Origin of the sequence: Riemerella columbipharyngis, from assembly GCF_900101995.1 — a bacterium.
GTDB lineage: Bacteria > Bacteroidota > Bacteroidia > Flavobacteriales > Weeksellaceae > Riemerella > Riemerella columbipharyngis.
The window spans coordinates 25,692-47,851 of sequence record NZ_FNAS01000011.1 but is presented as its reverse complement, the minus strand read 5'-3'; the positions used below and the strand labels follow the sequence as shown (position 1 = coordinate 47,851).

19 protein-coding genes and 5 tRNA genes are annotated in these 22,160 nt (G+C 35.1%); 7 read left to right on the top strand and 17 right to left on the bottom strand.

Going from position 1 to position 22,160, the window contains the following annotated elements; all coding sequences use genetic code 11:
- The 13 genes from BLS89_RS06985 to rpsU form a co-directional block, all read right to left on the bottom strand.
- The gene (locus tag BLS89_RS06985) at positions 1-1,698 is read right to left on the bottom strand and encodes a glycoside hydrolase family 3 protein (protein WP_092736929.1); all 1,698 of its coding nucleotides are present in this window, start codon (positions 1,696-1,698) and stop codon (positions 1-3) included.
- A 125-nt stretch (positions 1,699-1,823) separates the two neighbouring features.
- Positions 1,824-2,369, bottom strand: a complete 546-nt coding sequence (gene nusG / locus BLS89_RS06980) for a transcription termination/antitermination protein NusG (protein ID WP_092736927.1) — start codon at positions 2,367-2,369, stop codon at positions 1,824-1,826.
- 21 nt (positions 2,370-2,390) lie between these two features.
- Positions 2,391-2,597: a preprotein translocase subunit SecE gene (gene secE / locus BLS89_RS06975; RefSeq protein WP_092736925.1), complete on the bottom strand. Its 207-nt coding sequence runs from the start codon at positions 2,595-2,597 to the stop codon at positions 2,391-2,393.
- 13 nt (positions 2,598-2,610) lie between these two features.
- Positions 2,611-2,681 (bottom strand) — tRNA-Trp (locus tag BLS89_RS06970).
- A 66-nt stretch (positions 2,682-2,747) separates the two neighbouring features.
- The gene (gene tuf, locus BLS89_RS06965) at positions 2,748-3,935 is read right to left on the bottom strand and encodes an elongation factor Tu (RefSeq protein WP_092736923.1); all 1,188 of its coding nucleotides are present in this window, start codon (positions 3,933-3,935) and stop codon (positions 2,748-2,750) included.
- A gap of 171 nt (positions 3,936-4,106) precedes the next feature.
- On the bottom strand, positions 4,107-5,126 hold the full coding sequence (locus BLS89_RS06960; protein ID WP_092736921.1) for a quinone-dependent dihydroorotate dehydrogenase: 1,020 nt from the start codon (positions 5,124-5,126) through the stop codon (positions 4,107-4,109).
- A 395-nt stretch (positions 5,127-5,521) separates the two neighbouring features.
- A tRNA-Thr gene (locus BLS89_RS06955) sits at positions 5,522-5,593 on the bottom strand.
- Positions 5,594-5,637: 44 nt separating this feature from the next.
- Positions 5,638-5,710: transfer RNA gene (locus BLS89_RS06950), tRNA-Gly, on the bottom strand.
- A 73-nt stretch (positions 5,711-5,783) separates the two neighbouring features.
- Positions 5,784-5,866: transfer RNA gene (locus tag BLS89_RS06945), tRNA-Tyr, on the bottom strand.
- A gap of 13 nt (positions 5,867-5,879) precedes the next feature.
- A tRNA-Thr gene (locus tag BLS89_RS06940) sits at positions 5,880-5,953 on the bottom strand.
- 99 nt (positions 5,954-6,052) lie between these two features.
- Positions 6,053-6,343: a ribosome hibernation-promoting factor, HPF/YfiA family gene (gene hpf, locus BLS89_RS06935; RefSeq protein ID WP_092736919.1), complete on the bottom strand. Its 291-nt coding sequence runs from the start codon at positions 6,341-6,343 to the stop codon at positions 6,053-6,055.
- A gap of 26 nt (positions 6,344-6,369) precedes the next feature.
- Positions 6,370-7,242 carry a tyrosine-type recombinase/integrase gene (locus BLS89_RS06930; protein WP_092736917.1) on the bottom strand — a complete coding sequence of 291 codons (873 nt, stop codon included), beginning with the start codon at positions 7,240-7,242 and terminating at the stop codon, positions 6,370-6,372.
- 79 nt (positions 7,243-7,321) lie between these two features.
- Positions 7,322-7,519, bottom strand: a complete 198-nt coding sequence (rpsU, locus tag BLS89_RS06925; protein WP_092736915.1) for a 30S ribosomal protein S21 — start codon at positions 7,517-7,519, stop codon at positions 7,322-7,324.
- Positions 7,520-8,062: 543 nt separating this feature from the next.
- Here rpsU and BLS89_RS06920 point away from each other — a divergent pair.
- The 3 genes from BLS89_RS06920 to BLS89_RS06910 all read left to right on the top strand — a co-directional run bounded on the left by BLS89_RS06920 (position 8,063) and on the right by BLS89_RS06910 (position 11,600).
- On the top strand, positions 8,063-9,133 hold the full coding sequence (locus tag BLS89_RS06920; RefSeq protein WP_092736913.1) for a DUF7689 domain-containing protein: 1,071 nt from the start codon (positions 8,063-8,065) through the stop codon (positions 9,131-9,133).
- Between the two features lie 1,200 nt (positions 9,134-10,333).
- Positions 10,334-11,086, top strand: a complete 753-nt coding sequence (locus BLS89_RS06915) for a Rossmann-like and DUF2520 domain-containing protein (protein WP_092736911.1) — start codon at positions 10,334-10,336, stop codon at positions 11,084-11,086.
- Entirely contained in the window at positions 11,076-11,600 is a 525-nt protein-coding gene (locus BLS89_RS06910; RefSeq protein WP_092736909.1) for a KdsC family phosphatase, read from the top strand. Before BLS89_RS06915 ends, BLS89_RS06910 begins: the two co-directional genes overlap by 11 nt.
- A 72-nt stretch (positions 11,601-11,672) precedes the next feature.
- Here BLS89_RS06910 and BLS89_RS06905 read toward each other — a convergent pair whose 3' ends face one another.
- Complete coding sequence (locus tag BLS89_RS06905; protein WP_092736907.1) at positions 11,673-13,130, bottom strand: OmpA family protein; 1,458 nt, start codon at positions 13,128-13,130, stop codon at positions 11,673-11,675.
- 77 nt (positions 13,131-13,207) lie between these two features.
- Positions 13,208-13,663, bottom strand: a complete 456-nt coding sequence (gene smpB / locus BLS89_RS06900; RefSeq protein ID WP_092736905.1) for an SsrA-binding protein SmpB — start codon at positions 13,661-13,663, stop codon at positions 13,208-13,210.
- Positions 13,664-13,792: 129 nt separating this feature from the next.
- On the opposite strand from smpB, the gene BLS89_RS06895 reads away from it, so the two are divergent.
- From BLS89_RS06895 to BLS89_RS06880, 4 genes are read left to right on the top strand one after another with little or no spacing between them, the layout of a single operon-like run.
- On the top strand, positions 13,793-15,415 hold the full coding sequence (locus tag BLS89_RS06895; RefSeq protein WP_092736904.1) for an ABC-F family ATP-binding cassette domain-containing protein: 1,623 nt from the start codon (positions 13,793-13,795) through the stop codon (positions 15,413-15,415).
- Positions 15,416-15,465: 50 nt separating this feature from the next.
- Positions 15,466-15,882: a SufE family protein gene (locus BLS89_RS06890; RefSeq protein WP_092736902.1), complete on the top strand. Its 417-nt coding sequence runs from the start codon at positions 15,466-15,468 to the stop codon at positions 15,880-15,882.
- A gap of 1 nt (position 15,883) precedes the next feature.
- The gene (locus BLS89_RS06885; protein ID WP_092736900.1) at positions 15,884-16,849 is read left to right on the top strand and encodes a glycosyltransferase family 9 protein; all 966 of its coding nucleotides are present in this window, start codon (positions 15,884-15,886) and stop codon (positions 16,847-16,849) included.
- The gene (locus BLS89_RS06880; protein ID WP_092736898.1) at positions 16,846-17,748 is read left to right on the top strand and encodes a glycosyltransferase family 2 protein; all 903 of its coding nucleotides are present in this window, start codon (positions 16,846-16,848) and stop codon (positions 17,746-17,748) included. Before BLS89_RS06885 ends, BLS89_RS06880 begins: the two co-directional genes overlap by 4 nt.
- Positions 17,749-17,779: 31 nt before the next feature.
- Here the strand turns inward: BLS89_RS06880 and BLS89_RS06875 are convergent, their stop codons facing one another.
- Both BLS89_RS06875 and BLS89_RS06870 read right to left on the bottom strand, forming a co-directional pair.
- Positions 17,780-18,970 (bottom strand): phosphoglycerate kinase, encoded by a 1,191-nt coding sequence (locus BLS89_RS06875; RefSeq protein ID WP_092736897.1) that lies wholly within the window; start codon positions 18,968-18,970, stop codon positions 17,780-17,782.
- Positions 18,971-19,523: 553 nt separating this feature from the next.
- The gene (locus BLS89_RS06870; protein ID WP_221403657.1) at positions 19,524-22,019 is read right to left on the bottom strand and encodes an ATP-dependent Clp protease ATP-binding subunit; all 2,496 of its coding nucleotides are present in this window, start codon (positions 22,017-22,019) and stop codon (positions 19,524-19,526) included.
- Between the last annotated feature and the right edge of the window lie 141 nt (positions 22,020-22,160).

Genomic DNA, 22,160 nt, shown 5'->3' with positions numbered 1-22,160 from the left:
TCATTTATTTTTTGGATTAAGGGTAATGCCACTGCCAGCGGGTAGCTGGGAATTGACAAGTACGGAGAGTCTCCCCTCTATAGTTGTTTCTCCTGCAAGGGCTCTTGCAGATGCCCTCATAGATGGAGTGTTGTTCTCATAGGAAACAACTACGCCAGAAACATTGGAAATATCCAAATCCTTCAGTGCATATGGACTTCCGAATAAGTCTAATACAGTAGCGTGATTGGAAGATATTTTACGGATGATGGCTTTGCTCTTTTCAGATATTTTATAAGGCTTATAAGCCGTAGAATTATCCTTATGCAGTCCTATCAATACAACTGCGTTTTTAGGAATATTATCAATGTCTTTGGGCGAAATAAGTTTCACATTAGCTCTAGCCTTTAGCTCTTGATAAAAAACTTGATAAGGAGCTTCCTCCAAAGGCAGATAATAATAAATTTGTGCCTTATCTAGGGGGATAAGGTTATTTTGGTTTTTGATTAAAGTAATTGCATGTGCATAGAGTTTCTCCACAAGTTCTTTGTGTGTATGATTATTGAGTGCATTGGGGATATTATTCAAGTCAATAGGTTTGAAGTGGGTAAGCCCGAGCAAATATTTTGTTTTAAGGATTTTTATCACACTCTCTTTTAATCGGCTTTCTGGGATAGTGCCATTTTGTAGGGCTTGAGCGATTAATTTTTTACTAGTTTTCACATCCTGAGAGAACAGCATCAGGTCATTTCCCGCTCGGAATGCTCTTAAATCTATTTCTCCGGCACTAAACTTTTTCGCAACGGCGTTCATATTTAGAGCATCTGTAATCACAAGCCCTTTGTAGTGGTATTTGTTTTTGAGTAAATCGGTAACAATATTTTTCGACAAAGAAGCCGGTATGTTTTTTTCTTTTTCCAAAGCCGGAACATAGAGATGTGCTACCATTATTCCACCGATGCTATCTTTGGTTAGTGCTCGGAAAGGCGCCAGTTCTATACGGTTCAGCCTTATGGTGTCGTATGTCACTACGGGTAAATCCAAATGCGAGTCTTTGTCTGTATCTCCGTGTCCCGGGAAATGTTTCAGACTTGCCATTACGCCGTGCTCCTGAAGTCCCTTTGCATATGCATAGCCCTTTGCAATAACATTCTGAATTTCTGAGCCGAAAGACCTATTCCCAATGATAGGATTTGCAGGGTTGGTATTGACATCTACTACCGGAGCGAAGTTCCAATTGATCCCCATTCTTTTACAGTCTTCTGCGATTTTAGAGCTCATTTCGTAGATGAGGTGATTGTCTTGTATCGCCCCCAGTGTTATTGCCCAAGGGTATTTGTATGCGATAGAAAATCTCTGATACAATCCCCACTCGGCGTCTATTCCTATCATAAGAGGGACCTCGGCTTTGTCTTGAAATTCATTGATGAGCATAGCTTGTCTATGGGCATCTTCTTGCATTAGAATAAGTCCACCTATATGCTCCTGCACAACTTGGTTTCGGACATTTTGGATAAAATCTTCCCCTTTGTTGGTATATAGTGAGACGATAAATAATTGTCCTATTCTTTCCTCTTGGGACATTTTATTGTATGTATTTTCAGCATACAATTCAGCCTCTTTTATTATTTTTTTGGATATATTTTGAGGGATATACTGAGCATTTACAGATATAAATAGCCCTAATAAGGCAGACAAAAGCTGTATTTTGAAACGCATAAATGATGATAATTAAGTATAACAAACAAATATACAACATTCATCACTAACAAGCCCAATATACTCTTCCCAAAAAATACAGAAAAAGAATAAAAAAAGAAATAAAGGATAACGAAAGAAGGAGATTACACCACTTTGCTTACCTGCATATACTTAAGCTCAATAGGAGATTTTCTACCGAAGATAGAAACCATCACTTCCAGAGTTTTTTTGTCTTCATTGATTTTCTCAATAGTTCCTACAAAACCATTGAACGGACCATCGATTACTTTGATGCTTTCTCCTACCATATAAGGGATAGAAGAGTCTACTGCAAACTCCGAAAGTTCATCCATTTTACCAAGCATTCTGCTCACTTCAGCACTTCTCATAGGGATAGGATCTCCACCTTTGGTAAGACTTAAAAAAGAGATTACACCAGGAATATTTTTAATAACATGGGGAACCTCACCTATAAGGTTTGCCTCTATCATAAGATACCCTGGATAGTAAGGTTTTTCTTTGAAAACTTTTTTCCCGTTTCTGAGCTGAATGGTTTTTTCCATAGGTATAACTATCTGAGTAACATATTGATCCATCTTAAGTCTTTGGATCTCATTCTCAATATAGCTTTTCACTTTATTTTCTTGGCCGCTTATAGCCTTCAGTACATACCATTTAAGCTCACTCATCGGAAAAAATAGTTATAGAAATTAATTAAATAAGTTAATCAATATAGAAAGCATATTTTGTAAAGCTTTACTAAACATATTATCTACCCCAAAGGTAAACAAAGCTAAAATAACAGTAGCAATAGATACTACGGCAGTAGAAGATTGTAGGTCTACCCATTTAGGCCATTCTACTTTCTCTTTAAACTCTGTATAAGAACCTTTTAAAAAACTTATTAATGAACTCATTATATTTAATTTGCACGGGCACTAGGATTCGAACCCAGATCAACGGTTTTGGAGACCGGTATCCTACCATTGGACGATGCCCGTAGATATAAAGCTCCGCAAAGAATGCTCCCTACGGAGGCTTTAATTAAAGTTATGATAATTTAGAAATTAGTCTAAAATTTCAGTTACCTGACCAGCACCTACTGTTCTACCACCTTCTCTAATCGCAAATCTAAGACCTACGTTAAGAGCAATTGGTTGAAGCAATTCTACTGTAATAGTCAAGTTATCACCAGGCATTACCATTTCTACACCTTCTGGTAAGAAGATTTCACCTGTAACGTCAGTTGTTCTTACATAGAACTGAGGACGATACTTGTTGTGGAATGGAGTGTGACGTCCACCTTCTTCTTTAGAAAGGATATATACCTCTGCTTTGAATTTTTTGTGTGGAGTTACAGAACCTTGCTTAGCGATTACCATACCTCTCTTGATATCAGTTTTTTCGATACCTCTAAGAAGTAATCCTACGTTATCACCAGCTTCACCTCTGTCAAGGATTTTTCTAAACATCTCTACACCTGTAATAGTAGAAGTTAATTTTTCTTCTCCCATACCTACGATATCTACAGGGTCACCAGTGTTGATAACACCAGACTCGATTCTACCGGTTGCTACAGTACCACGACCAGTAATAGAGAATACATCCTCGATAGGCATCAAGAATGGTTTATCTTGATCTCTTACAGGTTGTTCGATCCAAGTATCTACTGCATCCATAAGTTCTTCTACAGTAGCTACCCATTTAGCTTCACCGTTAAGAGCACCAAGTGCAGACCCTTGGATTACAGGAGAATTGTCTCCATCGTATTCATAAGTAGAAAGAAGATCTCTTACTTCAAGCTCTACAAGCTCAAGAAGCTCAGCATCATCTACCATATCTACTTTGTTCATAAATACAACAATTCTAGGTACGTTTACCTGACGACAAAGTAAGATGTGCTCTCTAGTCTGAGGCATAGGTCCATCAGTAGCAGCTACCACCAAGATAGCACCGTCCATCTGAGCAGCACCAGTTACCATGTTTTTTACATAGTCAGCGTGACCAGGACAGTCTACGTGAGCGTAGTGTCTGTTAGCGGTTTCATACTCGATGTGAGCTGTATTAATAGTGATACCTCTTTCTTTTTCTTCAGGTGCAGAGTCGATAGAAGAGAAATCCTTAGCTTCTGCAAGACCTTTGTCAGACAACACTTTAGAAATTGCTGCTGTTAAAGTAGTTTTACCGTGGTCTACGTGACCAATAGTACCAATGTTTAAGTGTGGTTTGTTACGATTAAACGTTTCCTTTGCCATAATTTTAATATTTAATTTTATTAATTAATAACATTTTTCGGAGTGCAAATATAATAATTTTTTAGATAGCAAAAATTTTTTCTCAAAAAATAATACTCCAAATATCCTAAATATAAATTCAGGACCGAAAATTATACACTATATAGCACTCTGCAAATATAGATATTTTAGTTAATATTGTTCTAAAATTTGTTTATTTATTTTTTTTACAAGAGAGGGTCCCTCATAAATAAAACCCGTATAAAGTTGTATCAAACTGGCACCTGCACGCAATTTCTCTAAAGCATCTTCAGCAGTATGGATACCCCCTACTCCGATAATAGGGAATGCATTTTGACTTTTTTCTGATAAAAATTTAATGACTTCCGTAGAGCGTTTTGTCAAAGGTTTTCCGGATAGTCCTCCGCTTTCCGTTTGGTTGGCGGAGTGTAGACCTTTTCTTGATATTGTTGTATTGGTCGCTATGACACCCGATATTTTAGTCTCTTTTACAATATCTATAATGTCTAAAAGCTGTTCGTCGGTTAAGTCCGGTGCTATTTTTAGCAAGATGGGCTTCGGTTTTTCGTGAGAATGGTTCTCTGCTTGCAGCGTGTTCAAAAGCTTTGTCAGAGGTTCTTTATCTTGTAACGCCCTAAGATTTGGCGTGTTTGGGGAGCTTACGTTTACCACAAAATAATCTACATAATCGTACAGCGAACGAAAGCATATTAAATAATCCTCTTCGGCTTTTTCATTGGGGGTTAATTTATTTTTCCCTATATTGCCGCCGACTAATACATTTTTATTTTTCTTAAGTCTTTTCACGGCGTTTTCCACACCTTTGTTATTAAAGCCCATTCTATTGATGATGGCAGAGTCTTCTATCAGTCTGAAAAGTCTCTTTTTGTCATTGCCGGGCTGTCCTTTGGGCGTTAGTGTCCCTATTTCTATAAAGCCAAACCCCATTGCGGAGAGTTCTCGGTACAGTTTGGCATCTTTGTCGAAGCCGGCAGCCAATCCCACAGGATTTTTGAATGTTAATCCAAATATATTTCTTTCCAGCCGTTTATCTTTTATTTCATAGAAAGATTGGCTTATACCTTTCACGAATGGAATCCTGAATAAAATTTTAAGAAATCTAAATGTAAAATGATGAACTTTTTCGGGGTCAAAATTAAAAAGAATAGGACGAATGAAAGACTTGTACATTGCAATAAAATATATCACAAAAATACAAAAAAAGAAGAAAAGAGATAAGGTTGGTTTGATTTTTTACTTTTTTTTCTTCGTGGAATGATTTTTTTTTTACATTTGGACAATCAAAAACATCATATTATGAGAGAGTCTAATGCTTTTTACTGGTTTTTTAGGATTTGTATTGTTCCTACTATTCCTCTCTATATCTTTTTCAAGCTTTGCTTTTCAAATGCTGAAATATGGAGAATTGTTTGTAGTTTTATAAGTGTGTTAATTTTCCTTTCTTTTTCGTTTCTTCATATAAGAAGACTTATAAATTCGTTACAAAAAAGCAGGGATTAATTTTAGCATATCCTAATAAAAAAGTAAGATACTGTATGTCAGCATCTTACTTTTTTATTTTTCAGAGCCATTATCGGGATTTGAACCCGAGACCTCTTCCTTACCAAGGAAGCGCTCTACCCCTGAGCTATAACGGCTTATAAAAAAATCACAGCCCAAACTCGGATTGTGATTTTCTTTGAGCGGAAGACGGGGGTCGAACCCGCGACATTCAGCTTGGAAGGCTGACGCTCTACCAACTGAGCTACTTCCGCATTATTTTTGTTGGTATTGTTCTGCAAATTTAAGACAAATTCTAAAACCTTGCAAATTTTCACTAAAAAAATGTGGGGAGAGCAGGATTCGAACCTGCGAAGTCTCACGACAACGGAGTTACAGTCCGTCCCATTTGGCCACTCTGGTATCTCCCCGACAATTTTTATGAGCCTCCAGAGGGATTCGAACCCACGACCCCGAGATTACAAATCACGTGCTCTGGCCAACTGAGCTATGGAGGCATTAGATTTCAAAAGAACTGCTATTCTGTTTTGCGAGTGCAAATATATAAAGTTTTTTTGAAACCTAAAAATTTTTAAGTTTTTTTTTCAATAAATTTTTTATTGCTTTTCTTTTTTCTTGATTAGTAACTTTTTGGCAGCATCTGTACATTTATCAAGAGCTTCCTCAAAGCTGGCACAAGTTTTCTTGACTACGATGTCGTCTCCCGGCACAGATAGAAGCACTTCCGCAGTTTTGTTTTCTTTATCCGATGCGTTCTCTACTTTCAGGAAAACTTTACATTCCTGTATCTTGTCGTAGAAAGTTTCTAATTTGTTTAGTTTTTTATTAAGGTACTCTTCCAAAGGTTCGTGAGGGGTAAGCCCCATCGCCTGAATTGTAATCTTCATAACTTTATTTTTATACTGGTTAATACTTACTTTTTATTTCTCGGGTGAGCGTTTTTTATCACGGATTTTAGTTTTTCAATATTGGCATCAGTATAGACTTGCGTAGAGGCTAAACTAGCGTGGCCCAAAATTTTTTTCACTTTAGAAATTTCTGCCCCATTCTCCAATACATGAGTGGCAAAACTATGCCTCAGTATATGTGGGCTTTTTTTCTTCTTAGAAGTGACAAGACTGAGGTAGGTATTTACGGTAGAATACACAAATTTTTCGGATATTTTTTTTCCGTCTTCTTTGGAAAAGAAATACAGACTTTCTTTTTGCACCGTATTTTTCTGGTTGTCATAGTTTTGTAAATCAGAGACTAAGTTTTCGGATATGGGAACAAATCTCGCCTTACTTCCTTTCCCAATGATTTTGAGTTCCCTATTGTTTAGGTTTACATTTTTTGAAAGTAAATTACATAGTTCTGCCCTACGCATTCCCGTCTGGTACAGCATTTCTATAATGAGTCTCGGCAGCGTATTTTCAGGGGTGCCCAGAATGCCTTTCAGATGTTGCATCTCTTCCTTAGAGAACGGGATTTGCTTGTCTGCATAAAATTTGAGAGACTGAATGCTCTCCATAGGAGAGGCGTCTATTTCTTGTATTTTCAAGAGATAGAGATAGAAACTTCTCAGGGCGGATAGCTTTCTATTGATGGTTCTTTTTGTTAAGTTTTGTTCAGAAAGGGCTATCATAAAATTTCTAATGACCCGTTTGTTCATTTTTTTCAAATCCTCGGAGGATTCTGTTTCCCTTATATAATCCAAAAAATCTTCCAAATCTTTTTTGTAGCCGATGATGGTGTGCTGCGAATATCTTTTTTCTACGCTAATGTATTCCAAAAATTTGTCTATCATAATGGTAAAGATAAAACAAAAATCGTTCCTTAAATTTTTTAAGGAACGATTTTCATAATAGCAAAGGATAAGTTTTGGCTTATGCCATTTCTTCTTTGCTAAGATTTTTTTGTTTGTGAGCTGCTTTCAATACTTGCTGTCTTCTAACAACAGAAGGCTTCACATACTGCTGTTTTGCTCTTAGAGCACGTACAACACCAGTTTTGTCAAACTTTCTTTTGTATTTTTTCAGAGCTCTGTCGATGGACTCTCCATCTTTCACTGGGATAATTAACATAATTTACATCTCATTTTCGGCAGCGAAGATACTGTTTTATTTTTTAATAACAAAATTAAGTTAAAATTCTTGTTCAGTAATATAATATGGTATTATTCCCAAAATCTGAATTATAGAGCATACCTTTTCGCGGTTTGATAACGGTAGAAGACTATGTAAGAATATGAGCTTCTGATGGAAAACTTAGAAAATAGAAACAAATTAATTCCTCTAAATTTAGACAGCTTCTGAATATTATATTAAAATCTCACTTGTATTCCAAAGTATATGATTCTCTTTTGATAAAGAGAAAATAATGCTTAATCGTTTAGTGTGAGTAAGCCGAGGCTTGGTTATCTTTATTAAAATATTATTTACCGAAGCAGACAGAATGAAATAACAATATTTTATTGATATTAGTTTGTTGATAGAGAAGTCGATTCTATTATAGTTTTTCAATGTTGATGAAAAAGGGAGATATTTTATCCTCCTTCAATTCTTTTAATTAAAAGTTTTATAATAAAACAAAATTTATTATTTTTGGAGAAATAAAAAGTAAATATTATGAAAAGAAACCATTTAGTAATGATGTTACTTACAGTTTTATTTCTGTTTAATTGCTGTAACTCTAGAGAAAATGTAACAATCAACCAACAAGAAAAGCAACTGAGAAGTTTTTATGAAGGTAGAAATAAGCCTTTATTAGGGAAAACAAATAGTCAGACAGATCCAGACCCTTATCCTCATTGTGATAATATCCCTACCTTTTCTCGTCCTTTGGACAAAAATGAAATTTTCTTTTACACTTCATTTTTTCCAAAATTAGATACCAGCATTTCTAGAATAACCAGTATCAGTACGCAATGCTATAACTGTGTTTCGTGGACACTCGGAATTACCAATGAGTGGCTGTGGCCAGATGGAGGATTTCTATTACCCTCTGAGAAATCTACCAAGCTAGAATATTTTGATGAGTTTTATAAAAAATTAGGATATACCAAAACTACAGATATAAAGGATGCTGATGTAGAAGCTTGGGGGATAGACAATGGCGTAGACCCTCTCTATATGACCCACGCTTCTGTGAGGTATACTCCGGATAGAACTGTTTGGGAATCTAAATTAGGAGCATTACAGCGTTTAACTCATAAAGCCGATGATTTAGAAAGTGACACCTATGGTAAAGTGAGAGCCTATTATAAAAAATCATCTGATGTAAATATTAAGGAGCTTGTGAAAGGACAGCAAACTCCTAAGTTTTCGCCTACTCATACCCAATATGATGCTCTGTTAAGACGCCTTCTACCTATGTCTGATGAGGATATAGATAGATTTAATAATCTTTATTTTGATTGGAAATCAGAGTGGTTTACAGGTAAATATGGATTAAGCTCTAATCCTGCAGACAGAAGATTAACTCCCTCATATCAGAAATTAAAAAATCTAGGAGAAGATATAATTCCGTTAGTGGTAGGGCGAATGTTATTATATAATGATGAATTTTTTGCACTACAATTATATAATGATTTACAAAAGAATCCTAATTTAAAAATATCAAACAATCATAATGTTTTAGAAGGAGAAAAGAGTAAAGCTAATAGAACCGTAGCTTTATATCTAAAATCTATAGAGTAAGATTCTACATTATAAATCAGGCTATTTGCTAATATAAAAAAGGAGGATAAAACTTCTCCTTTTTTATGTAATTGTAACGTTTTTTTTGCACATTTCGTTTTATATTTTTGCACATTTCGTTTTGCGGATTATAAAAAAACATATTATTAATATCTTAACACTAATGAAAAAAGCGTATTTAATTATTATTTTGATTTGTATTCCTTTTTCTATATTTTCGCAAAATATAGAAAAAGTTTTATATAGTTTTAATTTATAAAAATAAAGTAAAAAAATTGAAAAAATTATAAACAAGATCTCCAAATAAATCCTTTAAATAATAATTTCAACAGAATCGTAGAAGATTTGTATTTTAAAAAATAATAGAGAATTACTCTTTAAAGGTTCTATCAAATCCAGAAATAGATTACTAAAAATTAAAATTTCAAAAAAGAAACAAGAATTACAATAAAAATAGTCCTTATAGATACTATAAGAGTTTATATATATATTTATAACTTATCTAATTTCAAAGAATATATTACTCAAAAAGGCAACAACTAATAGTATTTTTATGATATTTCTAATATACAAAAATAAAGTTTAAAAATAAATAAAAAAAAGATAAGTAGATGTGTGAGTATAGATGATAATGGTACCATATATAAAATATTCTATTTTATATCATCGAAAACACTTGATGATAAAGATAAAATCATAATATCACTATAGAGTTTGAAAACAATAATAACTCTTTATCTTTCAGTAAGATTAATTATATTATTACAAATCCTAAAAAAATAATCAAATAAAAACTCATAATAAATTTCAGCCCGAAGTGATAACCGTTTATCTATCCAAATAATATAAAATCAAAGAATATTGATAATAATATTTTTTCTTTACTATAGATTAGAATATTATTGTAAACAATACTCCCAAAAAAGAGATAAGTAATAAATAACTTTAAACAAATGAAAAAAATTGTTTATAAATAGTTTAGATACTGGCTCTCTGTTTTCAAATAGAGTATCAGTTCAGTAAAGATGTGGCTAATAAAGAAATAAGATGAAAACTCTCTATCCCTCAACATTGAAGTATAATTAAACAGATTAAAGTCAAATCATAATATTGTTTTTCATTACTAAAGCCTTGATGCTTTTGTAGAAACTTTGTGTAAAATACACAATAAGGTAACATAGTATTCCTTATATTTGCTTTATGAAAACGGTGATTATTGGCTCGGGAAATGTAGCTTATCATCTTGCTAAAGCATTGTTAGGCTCTGGAGTACCATTGGTACAAATTTTTGGACGAAATACAGAACAGCTCCGTTCTATCTCCTACGAAACAGGCGTTCCATTTTCCACAGAAACACTATCCGATGCAGATTTGTATATTATCTCCGTCCGGGATAGTACCATTGGTGAGGTTTCTCGTAAGATTAGTAATCCTTATTCTCTTGTCGTTCATACTTCGGGTTCTATTCCCTTAGACGCCTTAGAAGGAAATTATCACAAGGGCGTGCTATATCCACTCCAAACTTTTTCCAAAAGTAAGCCCCTTGATTACAAAAAAATACCATTTTTTATAGAAACTCAATTTCCAGAAGACAGAGTTATATTAAAGAACTTTATCAAAAATATTTCTCCAAAAATAATGTACGCTGATTCCACCCAGCGGCAGTACATACACATTACAGCGGTTTTTGTCTGTAATTTTGTAAATCACCTTTTTGCTAAGGGTAAGGAGATTGCGGATCGCGAGGATATTCCATTCGAGTATTTTCTCCCTCTGATAGAAGAAACTGTAGAAAAAATAAAAGAAGTAACTCCGAAACAAGCACAAACAGGTCCTGCCGTAAGGAATGACAAGAATATTCTCGTCCGCCAGGAAAATCTTATCCAAGATGAAATGGCATTGGCTATTTATAAAATAATGAATCAATCAATACAAAAAATGTATGAGCTATAAAAATAAACTTAAAGATATCAAAGCCTTTGTCTTTGATGTAGATGGGGTATTCACAGATGGCACAGTCTATCTAATGCCCGATGGTAGTATGTGCCGTGCAATGAATGTTCTGGACGGATATGCCGTAGCAAAAGCCATAAAAAAAGGATTTCCTATGGGAATTATTACCGGTGGAAACGATCCTATGGTCAAGCATAGGCTGTCATATTTAGGCATTATAGACTACTATCCTCAGTCTGCAGATAAGAGAGAAAACTACGAAAAGTTTAAATCAAAATACAACTTAGAAGACAAAGACATTCTGATGATGGGCGATGATGTCCCCGATTTACCTTTACTCAAAGCATCCGGATTAGCTACTTGTCCTATCAATGCTATTCCGGAGGTAAAATCCGTATCCGACTATATTTCGCCTATACACGGCGGCAAAGGTGCCGTGAGAGATATAATAGAACAAGTAATGAAAGCTCAAAATATCTGGGAAGATACTCAAGACGATACACGATCTATTTAACGACTAAACTATCATTAAAATAAATAAGCCGTCTCGTATGAGACGGCTTCTTCTATAACTTAGAAGATTTAATTATTTTCTTCTTTTTGCTCTTTTGTAAGATTTTTTAGAGTGAGAAACTTTCACTACTTTTTTCACTACTACAGAAAGATCTGATTTTTGTAGTGCATCCCAAGCAGCACCGTTCACAGCTTCTACCACTACTTTTCTATCAGCCATTCTTTCTTCGTTAGAAGCAGTAGCCGGTACAGTCGCATTTGCAGAACCTACTCCTTTAGATTTCAATTGATCAGAAGATACTCCGTGAGCTTCAAGAGCTTTAACTACAGAAGCTGCTCTCTCTCTTGAAAGTTTCAAGTTGTAGTTAGAATTACCTTTAGCATCAGTATGTCCGATAACTAAGAAAGTACCACCATTAGAAGATTTGATAACTTCAGCAGCATCTGCGATTTTAGCGTCAGATTCTGGTCTTAGAGTAGCTTTGTTAAAGTTAAACAAGATATTTTGAAGTTTTCCTGTAGCTTCTGTAGCATACTGTTCTTGAGTTTTAGGACATCCATTATTTTCTACTAATCCCGGAACATCTGGACATTGGTCATCTTTATCAAGAACACCATCATTATCTCTATCTGGCCAAGGACATCCGTTGTTTTCTACCGGTCCGGCTTCATTAGGACACTGGTCATCTTTATCAAATACACCATCTCCGTCTGTATCTGGCCAAGGACATCCGTTGTTTTCTTTTGGTCCGGCTACATCAATACATTGATCGTCTTTATCTGGAACTCCGTCTCCATCTGTATCAGGACAACCTTGGAACTCAGCCAATCCAGGAGTTTCAGGGCAAAGATCGTCTTTATCAAGAACACCATCTTTATCTCTGTCTGTATTACCGAATCTGAAGTTCAAAGTAGCTGAAGCTTGCCAGAAATTAGCCGCATTAGATTTATCAGTAGGTGTAGATACATAGTCTCCTTGAATTCCTACACCAAAGTTTTTAGTCAACCAAATATTAGTACCAAGACCTGTAGCCAAAGCAAAATGGTCTTTACCTATCATCTTACCATCCCCATTTACGATATTCATTCCCGAATAGTCGTGTCTAAGATAGTTAGCACCTACCCTTACATAAGGGTCGAACCAGAAATCTTCGTTGTTAAACAATCCTGCAACTTTCAACTGAAGACCAAGACCAGTCATTAGGAAGAATTCTTTTTCCATTCCTAATTTCTTGTTGCCAAGGTTACCTACAGTAGTTTGCCAGTCAACTACTAATGCACGACCTAAGTTTCTTGCTACAGTTAATTTAGATAGTGGTGGAGTAATCTCATAGTTATTAATATTATACAAGTCTTTTCCTGTAAATGCTGTCTTAACAACTTCTCCAGCACCAAAATTTGAACCAACAGCTACATGGTTCACACCATGAGTACCTACCCCTATTAACCAAGGGTTAGTAGTAGTCTGAGCGAAAGCAGTAGATGCAAGACCTAACACCAATGCTGAAATTCCTAATTTTAAATTTTTCATAGAATTAAATGATTAAATAATTAATAGTGCAAAATAAATATAATTTTTCTTTACTGCCAAAGTTTTTAAGATTTTTTTTAACTTTTAAGAATTCTATCCAGATTTCTCTTGTTATCCCTATCCTTAATGCTCTGTCTCTTATCGTATAGTTTTTTACCTCTGGCTAATGCAATTAATACCTTAGCTTTGCCTCTATCGTTGATATACAGCTTGAGAGGGACTATTGTATTCCCTGCGTCTTTTAGTTTTCTCTCAAATTTATCCAGCTCCCTTTTATGCAAAAGAAGTTTTCTTTCTCTCTTTATCTTATGATTATAGAAAGTCCCCAGTTTATACTCATCTATTGTCATATTGATGATAAACATTTCACCTTCTATCATTTGGCAAAAACTTTCTGATATAGAAGCTTTAGAAGAACGCAAAGCTTTGATTTCCGTACCGGTAAGAACTATTCCTGCTTCCAACTGATCCAGTATCTCATACTCAAATCTTGCTCTTTTATTTAGTATATTTATCGATTTTTGAATTTTCATACCATTGCCTTATAACAAACTTACAACATTATACAATTCCAACAAACATTTGAAACTTAATATCAAAGCATATGCCACAGATATTATTTCATTTTTTCTTTGTATTTTTGCGCAAATTTACAAAAGTATATGTTAACAGTATCCAATTTATCACTACAATTCGGAAAAAGAGTTCTTTTCGACGAGGTTAATATAAAATTTACAAAAGGAAATTGCTATGGTATCATTGGTGCCAATGGGGCAGGGAAATCTACATTCCTTAAAATCCTTAGCGGAAAACAAGAGCCTACTACAGGTAATGTTTCCTTAGAAAGCGGAAAAAGAATGTCGGTATTAGAGCAAGACCACTTTGCCTACGACCAATATACCGTGCTGGAAACCGTTCTCAGAGGGAATAAAAAATTATTCACAATAAAAGAGGAAATGGATGCCCTCTATGCAAAACCTGATTTCTCGGACGAAGACGGTATAAAAGCCGGAGAGCTCGGTATCATCTATGATGAAATGGGAGGCTGGAATGCCGAAGCCGATGCTCAAACTATGCTTTCTAATGTAGGCGTAAAGGAAAGTATGCACTACCAAATGATGTCCGAGCTGGAAAACAAGGACAAAGTAAGAGTTTTATTAGCACAAGCTCTTTTCGGAAATCCCGATGTTTTAATCTTAGATGAACCTACCAACGATTTGGACATTGACACCATTTCTTGGCTGGAAGATTTCTTGGCAGATTATGAAAATACCGTTATCGTGGTATCTCACGACCGTCACTTCTTGGATGCTGTTTGTACGCATATCGGAGATTTGGATTATTCTAAACTGAACCTCTACACAGGGAACTATTCTTTCTGGTATCAAGCTTCTCAGTTGGCAACCAGACAAAGACAGCAAGCCAATAAGAAAGCCGAAGAAAAGAAAAAAGAATTGCAAGAATTCATCGCAAGGTTTTCTTCTAATGTAGCTAAAGCCAAACAAGCTACCGCAAGAAAGAAAATGCTTGATAAGCTCAATATAGAGGACATTAAGCCGTCTTCCAGAAGGTATCCTGCCATCATCTTCGAACAAGAGAGAGAAGCCGGAGACCAAATCCTTGACATTAAAAATCTTGAAAAAAACAAAGACGGAGAACTTCTGTTTTCAAATATAGACCTCAACCTAAAGAAAGGCGACAAAGTAGCTGTACTTTCTCGTAATTCATTAGCCATTACCGAGTTTTTTCAAATTATTTCCGGTAATGCAGAAGCGGATAAAGGCTCTTATCAATGGGGCATTACAACTACACAATCTTATATGCCTCTTGATAATACTGATTTTTTCCAAGAAGATATCAACCTCGTGGATTGGCTGAGACAATTTACTAAAAATGATGAAGAACGACACGAGGAGTATATCAGAGGATTTTTAGGAAAAATGCTATTCTCGGGAGATGAAGCACTGAAATCTTGCAAAGTACTTTCCGGAGGAGAAAAAATGAGATGTATGTTTAGTAGAATGATGTTGCAGCGTGCCAATATCCTTTTATTAGACGAACCTACCAACCACCTCGACTTGGAGAGTATCACTACGCTTAACAATTCCTTAGTGGCTTTCAAAGGAACAGTGCTCATCGCTTCCCACGACCACGAGATGCTGGAAACAGTCTGTAACCGCATAATAGAACTTACTCCTAAAGGCATTATAGACCAACAAATGACTTACGACGAGTATCTGCAAGACAAAAAAGTGAAAAGCCTAAGAGAACAAATGTATTCTTAAAAATAAAAAGCTATCTCTCACAAGATAGCTTTTTAAGAAAAATTTCAATAATGACGATAAAAGAAAAACAACAAGAGCTTGTAGAAGAATTCGCATTCTTAGACGATTGGGAACAAAAATACGAGTATATCATAGATTTAGGCAAAGAACTGAAACCATTAGAAGAAACAAAAAAAACGGAAGAAAACCTCATCAAAGGTTGCCAATCCAAAGTATGGATAGATGTCGAGTACAGAGAGGGTAAAGTATTTTTCTATGCAGATTCCGATGGTATTTTGCCCAAAGGCATTATCGCTCTATTGGTGGGTATTTACAGTGGACATACACCCAAAGAGATTATAGATTCTGATTTTGAATTCATCAAAGAAATAGGATTGCAGGAGTTTCTATCTCCTACTAGAGCCAATGGACTTATGGAGATGACTAAACAGATTAAATTCTACGCTTTAGCCTTTCAGATGAAGTAAAATGACACTGATATTAGCATACCGATTTTCCGCTTTTGGTGATGTGGCTATGACAGTTCCCGTTATCAAAGAATTTTTGGAACAAAATCCAGAAGTAGAAATCGTTATGGCTTCCCGAAAAATGTTCAAAGATTTGTTCAATGATATTCCACGGCTTATATTCCTCGGTGTGGATTTCAATGAATACAAAGGACTTACCGGGCTGAGAAAACTTCATAAAGAAATTATTAGCCAATACAAAATAGATTTCGTAGCGGATCTTCACGATATCATTAGAACCAAAATACTCAACTTTTTTTTTAAGGCTTCAGGCATAAAGGTTTCTAGGATTAATAAAGAAAGAGCCGAGAAAAAAATTCTTACAGATACCAAAAATCTCAATAAAAAAGCACTAAAAAAAAATACTGAAAGATATGCCGATGTGTTTAGGAATTTAGGATTTAAGGTAACACTATCGCATCGGCTGAAATCTAATGTTCAAGAGAAAAAAGGTATAGGATTTGCGCCTTTTGCCCAACATAAAGGGAAAATGTTGCCATTAGAAAAATCCTACGAACTCGCCCGAATTTTATCCAAAAAATATAAGATATACTTCTTCGGCGGTGGAAAAGAGGAAACTTCTATTCTAAAAAAATGGGAAGAACAGCTGCCCAATACCCAATGCCTCGCAGGAACGCTAAGTTTAAACGAAGAATTGGAAAAAATAGCCACCCTGAAAGCAATGATATCTATGGATTCTGCAAACATGCACTTAGCCAGCATCGTAGGAACCAGATGTCTTTCTATATGGATGCAGACACACCCCTATGCCGGATTTTTAGGATACGGACAAAACGAAAATGATACCATACAAATAAACGATTTCACCTGCAGACCCTGCTCTGTGTTTGGAAACAAAGAATGCTACAGAGGAGATTGGTCTTGCAGAGATTATATTGATATCCAGAAAATCATTGATAAGCTATGATTTCGATTTGTATTCCTGTATATAATTTTGATGTCCGAAATTTGGTTTACGACTTGGATAGAGAAATAACCGATTCTAAACTATCCGCAGAAATTATATTGATAGATGATGCTTCGAAGGGTAAATTCTTAGCCTTAAATAAAGAGTTAGAAAATAAAGTTTCTAAATTCATCTACCTGAAAGAGAATATAGGACGCTCTAAAATCAGAAATTTATTCTTGCAGTATGCAGACAGAGACTACTTGCTATTTTTAGACTGCGATGGACGGATTATTCAGAAAAATTTCATTAAAAATTATATTGATTTCATTAACCATAATAAGACCACAAAAATCATCTTCGGAGGAGGTAAAAAAGACCAAGGAGTAAAACCGGATACAAAATATTTTCTTCATTGGTATTTTTCTAAAAATAGGGAAAATATACCTTTTAAATCAAGACTTAATAATCCTTATGCTTCTTTTCAAACAAATAATTTTTGTATCTATAAATTACTTTTTTCTAAAATAAAATTCAATGAAAATCTCAGTGGATACGGATACGAAGACGCTCTTTTTGCATTAGACTTGAAAAAAAACAACATCAGCATAGACCAGATTGATAATCCTATTTTAAATGATGATTTGGAAACTAACGAAAGCTATCTGAAAAAAGTAAATCAAGCGATGGATAATCTAAGTTTTTTAATTGATAATCAATATAATGTCAAAGAAATAAAACTTGCCAAAGCTTATCTGTTTCTAAAAAAATATCATTTGAACCAAGTGCTCCTATATTTGGCAAAACCTTGGAAAAAGAAGATAGAAAAACGCTTACTCTATACCGAAGCCCACCTTGGATTTTTGGATATCTACAAACTTATTCTGCTCTGTGAAAAACAAAGGAAGGCTAAACATTAACCTTCCTTATAATTGATTTGAAATCAATAGTTTATTTGTTAATAGCAGCTACCCCGGGTAGTTCTTTTCCTTCGAGACTTTCCAGCATAGCACCGCCGCCTGTGGAAACATAAGAAACTTTATCCGCATAGCCGAATTGTTTTACAAATGCCACACTATCGCCGCCGCCTACAAGAGAGAAAGCACCCAATTTTGTAGCTTCATCTATGCTATCCCCTAAGGCTTTCGTTCCCTCTGCGAATTTAGACATCTCGAAAACACCTAATGGACCGTTCCAGAGAATAGTTTTGGAATTCATTATTACATCGTTATTTATTTTTCTTGTTTTTTCGCCTACATCCAGTCCCATCCAGCCTTCAGGTATCTCATCGGATTTTACTTCTTTTATATTGGCATCATTACTGAAATTATCAGCCGCAATGACATCTACAGGAAGATAGATTTTCACATTTTGAGCCTTTGCTTTTGCCAAAATTTCGGTAGCCAAATCCATTTTATCTTCCTCTACCAAAGAATTACCTATATGTCCTCCTTGGGCTTTAATGAAAGTAAATGCCATACCTCCTCCGATAATCAAATTATCCACAACCGGAAGAATATTCTCAATGATTGTAATCTTAGTAGAAACCTTAGAACCTCCTAAGATGGCTGTAACAGGTCTTTCACCTGAATTTAAAACTTTGTCAATCGCTTTCAGCTCTTTTTCCATTAATAAACCGAAAAACTTAGTTTCAGGGAAAAATTCTGCGATGGTAGAAGTACAAGCGTGGGCTCTGTGCGCTGTACCAAAAGCATCATTTACATACACATCTCCCAATTTTGCAATACTCTCTGCAAACTCTTTATCGCCTTTTTCTTCTCCCACATTAAACCTCAAATTCTCTAATAATAAAATCTCGCCCGGCTGAAGTTCGGAAGCCATCTTTTGAGCCTCATCTCCTATGGTAACGGGACAAAATTTAACTTCTCTTCCCAATACTTTGGCTACCTCCGCTAAAATATGTTTTAGAGAAAATTTATCTACCGCTTGCCCCTTAGGACGCCCGAGGTGGGTAAGCAGAACAACAGAGCCACCATCGTTAATAATCTTATCAATGGTAGGCTTCGCTGCTACTATTCTCGTATTGTCAGTAACCTCCAACTGTTCATTCTGAGGAACATTGAAATCTACTCTTACTAAAGCTTTCTTGCCGGAAAAATTAAAATCGTTGATTGTTTTCATTTTTATTTTTAATTAAATCGTTTCATTTTATCGTGTTACAAATTTAAGGTTTCTAAAACTTTTATCGGAATTTTATTTTGAAAAAAAATCCACAACCTGCAACAACAATTTCATCATCATTTTTATTATTTAATTTTATAAAAAGAGAAGTTATGAATGTATAGTGTTAAGTATTGTTATTTTTGTGGATAACTAATTTCAGATTTTTATCTACGCACAGATATCAATATATTCATAAGTAATTAACATATTAAAATATTGTTTATCATAGTTTTATAGACTTTATTCACAAATGTGGATAAGAAGTATTTTTCTGAATATGAATAAGAGTAGTATGCATAAGTCTCGGTAAAAGTCTTCGGGAAAAAGAAGATTTTCTGTTTGGTTTTTTAATTCTAAAATTACATTGAAAAAAAATCTAAATATGAAAGAAAAATTTATTCATAGTTTTCCACATTACTTAACATTAATTTCACATTTAGTTCATATAAAACTAAAGTAAATTATAAAACCCGCCTAATTTAGCGGGTTCTATGGCTATTATGAAAGAATATTACTTGCTTACGAGCTCTGTTTTATCCTCATTGATGTCAAGGATAATATTTTCGTTTTCGTTAAGTTTTTTATTAACGAGCATTTCTGCTAAAAGATCTTCTATATACTTTTGGATAGCTCTTTTCAGCGGTCTTGCACCGAAGTTTTTATCCCATCCTTTCTCTATGATAAAATCTTTAGCTTCATCTGTGAGTGTAAATTGGTAGCCTAATTTTCCAATTCTTCCGTACAGCTTCTGAAGTTCTAAGTCTATTATCTTTTTAATATCTTCTTTTTCTAAGGCATTGAAAATGATGATATCGTCTATTCTATTGAGAAACTCAGGTGAGAAGGCTTTTTTGAGAGCATTCTCTATCATACTTTTAGCTCTGGCATCGCTACTTGATTTTTTTGCAGAGGTACCAAAACCTACGCCGTCTCCAAAGTCTTTTAAGTCTCTTGTACCAATATTAGAAGTAAGGATAATAATTGTATTTTTGAAATCTACCTTTCTTCCCAAGCTGTCCGTTATATGCCCTTCATCAAGGATTTGTAATAGAATATTGAAGACATCCGGATGTGCTTTTTCTATTTCGTCCAAGAGAACTACGGCATAGGGTTTTCTCCTTACGGCTTCGGTAAGCTGCCCGCCTTCTTCGTAGCCTACATATCCCGGTGGCGCTCCTACAAGTCTGGAAACGGCATATTTCTCCATATATTCGCTCATATCTATACGGATAAGTGCATCATCGGAGTCAAAGAGTTCTCTCGCCATTACTTTGGCAAGTTCGGTTTTTCCCACACCTGTGGTACCGAGGAATATAAAGGTACCTATGGGTCTGTTTGGGTCTTTCAGTCCTGCACGGTTTCTTTGTATGGCTTTTACGACTTTCTTTACGGCTTCTTCTTGCCCTATTACTTTGCCGTTAAGATTTTCATTCATTTTGGAAAGTTTTTCCAATTCATTTTTTCCTACTTTGGTTACAGGGATGCCGCTCATCATAGAAACTACTTCTGCTACATTTTCTTCGGTAACGGTTTCTTTTTTTGATTTTATGTCTTCTTCCCATTTTTCTTGTATGGCGTTTAGTTCCATTTGCAGGCGTTCTTCTTCTTCTTTCAGCTGTCCGGCTTTTAAATAATCTTGTTGTTTAACGGCTTTTTGTTTGGCCTCCTTGGTTTTTTCCAATAAGTCTTCGCATTCGATAATCTCGGACGGGACTTTCATATTTTTAATATAAACCCTCGAGCCGGCTTCATCCATAGCATCTATGGCTTTATCAGGTAGAAAACGGTCTGTGAGGTATCTTGCCGTTAAATTTACACAGGCATTGATGGCATCATCGGTATAGATGACATTATGGTGTTCTTCGTATTTATTTTTTATTTGGTTAAGTATCAGTATGGTTTCTTCTATGGAAGTAGGTTCTACCATTACTTTTTGGAAACGCCTTTCCAGTGCACCATCTTTTTCTATATGCTGCCTGTATTCATCTAAGGTAGTTGCCCCTATGCATTGTATTTCACCTCTTGCCAGTGCGGGTTTGAACATATTAGAAGCATCTAAACTTCCTGTAGAGCCTCCTGCACCTACTATGGTATGCAGCTCGTCTATGAAGAGTATGATATCTTTATTTTTTTCTAATTCTGTCATAATGGCTTTCATTCTCTCTTCGAACTGCCCACGATACTTGGTACCGGCTACCAAGCTGCCGAGGTCTAAGGTGATAACCCTTTTGTTATAGAGTATTCGGGAAACTTTTTTCTGTTGTATCCTTAATGCTAATCCCTCTGCTATGGCAGATTTTCCCACACCGGGCTCTCCTATGAGGAGCGGATTGTTCTTTTTTCTTCGGGATAAGATTTGAGACACGCGTTCTATTTCTTTTTCTCTTCCTATAACGGGATCTAACTTATTCTCTTTTGCTAATGCTGTGAGGTCTCTCCCAAAATTGTCCAGCGTAGGTGTTTTACTTTTAGCGGTGGAAATATTAGATTTATATCTTTGGGTAGATTCTCTGTTTTCATTATCCTCATCATTATCGTTTTCCATTTTTGGATTAGGAGTATTTTCGTTAGTGATGTTCAGATACTCGTTTTTCAATATTTTGTAATTGATAGAGTAGGTTTCCAGCATAATAGCGACAGGGTCTTCCTCTCGGAAAGTGATCCCGAGCAGCATATGGATGGTATTGATTTCTTTGGCTTTCATATCGCTACATTCCAAATCGGCTATTCTCAGAGCTTTGTCGGTCATTTTGGTGAAAGCCATTTTATCTGTGTTGAAATCTCTGTTGAGAATCTTTTCATTAGAGTTAAGAGATTCTATTTTTCTTCTTATCTGGACAAGATCAAGATCAAGGTTTATCAATAATTTCTTTGCTATACAGTTATTTTTAATAATGCCTAATAAGATATGTTCGGTGTTTATAAATTCATTATTCAGCCTTATGGCTTCGTCTTTAGCGGTTTTGAGAACTTCTGCGAGTTCTTCTGAAAAATTATTCATCATAATCAAAAAATTATCAGCTTTAAAAATAATTTTGGTAATACCATTCAAATCTACAAATAATTTACCAAAGTGAAATAGTGCCTTTATGGCAGAATTATATATTTTTTATTTTTTGAGGATATAACGCTTATTTTCTTATTTTTG